Raw genomic sequence first — 4,010 nt, 5'->3', positions numbered from 1 at the left:
CCGTCCACCCCCCGTTTCTCATCTCGGCGGGCGGACGAACCACCCCGTCACCACCCGACAGTGACCGGCGACCCTGGGAATTTTCCAAACCTTACTCAGGAGTACGCCTCGGGTTCCCTATCGGGCCTCCGGTTCGAAGCGTTTCACCCATTCCACATTCTGGAACAGCCCGCATTTTGCCTGATGGTGGGCGGGCGGATCGTCGGCGCGGCACCAGAGCGGCCACGACCGCAGCGGCGGCGGCGATGCAGAGTAGGACCTCCGGCAGAGGCCCGAGGCGACTCGCCGGAGTCAGCTGGGTCCGCAGCGGCACCTCCGACACCAGGGCGGCGGGCACGAACAGTGACGTCTGTTCCACGGTGGAGCCGTCCGGCGCGATGATCGCACTGACACCGCTGGTGGCAGCGACCACCACCGCCCGCCCGTGCTCGACGGCCCGCACCTTCGACATGGCGAGTTGCTGATACGTCATCTCGGTATCGCCGAAGGTGGCGTTGTTCGTCGGAACGGCGAGCAGTTCCGCGCCGGCCCGCACCGACCCCTCGAAGGCCCGATCGAACGCCACTTCATAACAGGTGGCGACCCCGACGGTGACACCGTTCGCGTGGACGACGCCGTCCCCACCGCCGGGTACGAAGTTGCCGGCCCGGTCGGCGTAGGAGGAGAAGTGCCGGAAGAAGTCGCGGTAGGGCAGGTACTCGCCGAACGGTTGGATGATGCGTTTGTCGTGTCGTTCGCCCGGTCCCTCGTCGCCGTCCCAGACGATCACCGAATTGGTCGTGGTGCGGTCGGCGTTGACCAGCACCGCACCCACCAGGATCGGCGCGCCGATCGCGTCGGACGCGCGGGAGATGTCCGCGGCCGCGTCCGCGTTACGCAGCGGATCGATATCGGACGCGTTCTCCGGCCAGACGACGACATCCGGTTGCGGCACCGCCCCCGCGGCCACCTCGTCGGCCAGTTGGAGGGTGCGCCGCACGTGATTGTCGAGGACCCGTTTGCGTTGGTCGTTGAAGTCGAGCCCCAGTTTGGGCACGCTCCCCTGGATTGCCGCGACGGTGATCGTCCGGTCCCCCGACCCCATGTCGGCGAGCGCCGGCGCCAACGCCACCGACAGCACCGTGGCAGCGAGGGCCGCGGCCAGACCGCCGGCAAGAGGTCGCTTCCAGTCCGCCGCGCCGTGCGCCCGAGCCCACACCGTCACGGCGGCGGAGGCCAGTCCGGCGCCCGTCAGGGCCACCCCGAAGCTGAGCAGTGGGGCGCCGCCGAGACTCGCCAACGGCAGTAGCCATCCCTCCGACTGCCCGAAAGCGAGCCTGCCCCAAGGGAAACCGCCGAACGGGACGCTGGCACGCAACCATTCGGTGAGTGACCAGCCGGCCGCGATCCACAGGGGCGCCCAGCGCAACCGGGACACGAGGACGGCCACCACCCCGAACAGGCCCACGAACACCGCCTCGACGGCCGCGAGCGCCAGCCACGGCAGGGCGCCGACGAACACACCGATCCACGGCAACAGCGGTACCAGGAAGCCCAGACCCGCCAGATACCCGTAGCCGAAGCCGGCGCGGAGTCGCGGCGCCGGCCCGCCCGCGCCGGTGAGAACCAGGACGAGCAGTGCGATACCGACCGGTGCCAGGAACCACAGCGGCCGGGGAGGAAATCCGGCGAAGATCAGAAACCCGGCGGCCACGGACACGAGGGCACGCGACACCAGCCCGCGAACGCCAGTCGACCGGCCGGGCACGGCCTCGTCAGCGCTCATGGACGATGCTCCCCCGGTGCACCGAACGCAGCAGCACCGGCGTGGGTGCGTCTTCGTCGAGTCGCGGCAGGGCGGGCACCCGGGACCGCGGATCGGTCGACCACCGCTGGACGGAATCCTGGGGGGCGCTGACCACCAGCTCCCCGGCATCCCACACCGCATACGACGCCGGGGCGCCCGGGTTGAGGGTGCCCGCCAGCCCGTCCCGGACCCCGCCGGCCCGCCAGGCCCCACGAGTGGCCGCGGAGAACGCGGCACGCGGCGAGATGCCGCTTCCCGGTGTCCGGTGCTGGACTGCCGCACGGACCATCGCCCACGGTTCGACCGGGGTCACGGGAGCGTCGGAACTCAGCGCCAGCGACACTCCGGCGGACGCGGCCGCGGAGAACGGGTTCAAGGTGATGGCCCGGTCGCGGCCGAGACGCTGTGCGTAGAGACCGTTCGTCCCACCCCACAGGGCGTCGAACGCGGGCTGCACGCTGGCGATCACACCCCAGGTCGCGAGGCGGGCCGCGTCTTCGGTGCTCATCATCTCGGCGTGCTCGAGCCGGTGTCCGGCCGCGGCGACGGCGGGTCCGCCGAGTTCGCCGGCTACCAGCGCGAGGGCATCGACCGCGGCCCGGACTGCGGCGTCGCCGATCACGTGGAAGCCCGCCTGAATGCCGGCGATCGTGCAGGCCCGGAGGTGGGCCGCGATCTCGTCGACGGTGAGGTAGCTCTTCCCGGTGGTGCCGGGCGCATCGGCGTAGGGTTCGCGGAGCCACGCGGTGTGAGACCCGATGGAGCCATCGATGAACAGGTCGCCGCCGAGAGCGTGAGCGCCCGTGTCCTGCAGGAGTTTCCGAGCCTCCTCGACGTCGGAGACTGCCTGCCCCCAGTAACCTCGCACCTCCACTGCGTTGGAGGTGGACAACAATTCGCGGAAGTCGTCCAGTCCGGCGATGTCCGGACCGCCACACTCGTGCACCGCGACGATTCCGCGGGCGGCAATGGCGTCGAGCGCTGCGGCGCGGGCGACTGCCCGCTGCCGTTCCGTCAGCAGGGACCGGGCGACCGTGCGGGCGGCGTGGTGCGCCTCGAAGGTCAGCGGTCCGTCCGGAGAGTAGCCCGCGGTTCCGTTCACATCGGGGACCAGCTGCCGCAGCGCAGTGGAGCACACCGCGGAGTGAACATCGATCCGCGAAAGGTACACCGGGCGGCTCGGCGCGGCCTCGTCCAGCTGCGCCGTGGTGGGGCCGGCGCCCTCCGGCCAGTTCGAGTCGTCCCAGCCGTGCCCCCAGATGACGGCGTCGTCGTGGGTGCGTGCAAAGGACTGCAACCGGTCGAGGCACTCGCGCAGCGAGCCGACACCGACCAGGTCGAGGCCCACGATGTTCAGCCCCAGGGCGGTCACGTGGACGTGGGTGTCGACGAACGCCGGAGTGACGAACGCGCCGTCCAGGTCCACGATCTCGGCGTCCGGGTGCAGTGCGCGGGCTGCGCGGTCGTCGCCGACCCACACGACGGTTCCGTCGGTCACTGCCATCGACGTGGCGTCTGGTGCAAAGGAACTGTAGATTCGGCCGCCGACCAGCAGTTGGGTAGTCACGGGCACCTAGTGTGCCTGCTAGGGCAGAAGGCGTGGATCACGGGTCGGGGTTCGAGGTTGCGGATCGACTACCTCACCGTCGAACACGTCGTGCACCACCTCACCTTCGATCACTTCACCGCTGCCTCGACGTGGGGCCCGCGCGAAGGCCTCGGCGCCGGCCGCGACGACGGCGGCGCGCTTGCCGGCAACCAGCACGACCACGGGCCGAAGCAGCCATCGGGTGGGCGGGATCAGCAGAAGCAGCCCGAGAAGTGAGGTGACGAGCCCGGGCACCACCATCAGCGCCGAACCGACCGCCACGAGGGCGCCGTCCGCTACCGCCGCACCCGGCGACCCCTTGCCGCCTGCGGCTGCGCGCAGCCCCTGGATCACCCGGCGCCACTGCGAGCGCATCAGCATCAGTCCGACGAGCGATCCACCGAGGAAGAGGCAGGCTGTCCAGAGCACGCCGATCGTGCCGCCCACCCAGATGAGTGCGGCGATCTCCACCACCACGTAGAGCAGAAACATTGCGGCGTACATGACGCCCCCTTTCGAACGGCGGATACCGACACTCTGGCCGTCTGTCCGTTCAACGTTCGAGGAGCCCAGATTTCTCCCGGCACAGATCTCGAACCGCTCACAATCTAACCCTAAAGTTGACATTGAGAGTTA

Annotated in this window: 3 protein-coding genes; all 3 read right to left on the bottom strand. The window is 70.0% G+C overall.

Annotated elements, in window-relative coordinates; all coding sequences use genetic code 11:
- Window positions 1-91: 91 nt before the first annotated feature.
- Genes lnt through CBI38_RS14010 form a run of 3 tightly spaced genes read right to left on the bottom strand, consistent with a single transcriptional unit; the run spans window position 92 to window position 3,878 of the window.
- Window positions 92-1,765, bottom strand: coding sequence for an apolipoprotein N-acyltransferase (gene lnt, locus CBI38_RS14020; protein WP_109329671.1), 1,674 nt, complete (start codon window positions 1,763-1,765; stop codon window positions 92-94).
- The gene (locus CBI38_RS14015) at window positions 1,755-3,359 is read right to left on the bottom strand and encodes an amidohydrolase (protein WP_109329669.1); all 1,605 of its coding nucleotides are present in this window, start codon (window positions 3,357-3,359) and stop codon (window positions 1,755-1,757) included. The genes lnt and CBI38_RS14015 overlap by 11 nt, the downstream gene beginning before the upstream one ends.
- 12 nt (window positions 3,360-3,371) lie before the next feature.
- Window positions 3,372-3,878 carry an FxsA family protein gene (locus CBI38_RS14010; RefSeq protein WP_109329667.1) on the bottom strand — a complete coding sequence of 169 codons (507 nt, stop codon included), beginning with the start codon at window positions 3,876-3,878 and terminating at the stop codon, window positions 3,372-3,374.
- Window positions 3,879-4,010: the final 132 nt, after the last annotated feature.

The organism is Rhodococcus oxybenzonivorans (assembly GCF_003130705.1).
Classification (GTDB): Bacteria; Actinomycetota; Actinomycetes; order Mycobacteriales; family Mycobacteriaceae; genus Rhodococcus_F; species Rhodococcus_F oxybenzonivorans.
The sequence above is the reverse complement of the archived record's forward strand: the minus strand, read 5'-3'. Positions and strand labels throughout refer to the sequence as shown.

What these genes read in the sequence shown, in the direction of transcription:
- CBI38_RS14010 (WP_109329667.1), bottom strand. Translation starts at nt 3,878, where the DNA reads ATGTACGCCGCAATGTTTCTGCTCTACGTGGTGGTGGAGATCGCCGCA.
- lnt (WP_109329671.1), bottom strand. Translation starts at nt 1,765, where the DNA reads ATGAGCGCTGACGAGGCCGTGCCCGGCCGGTCGACTGGCGTTCGCGGG.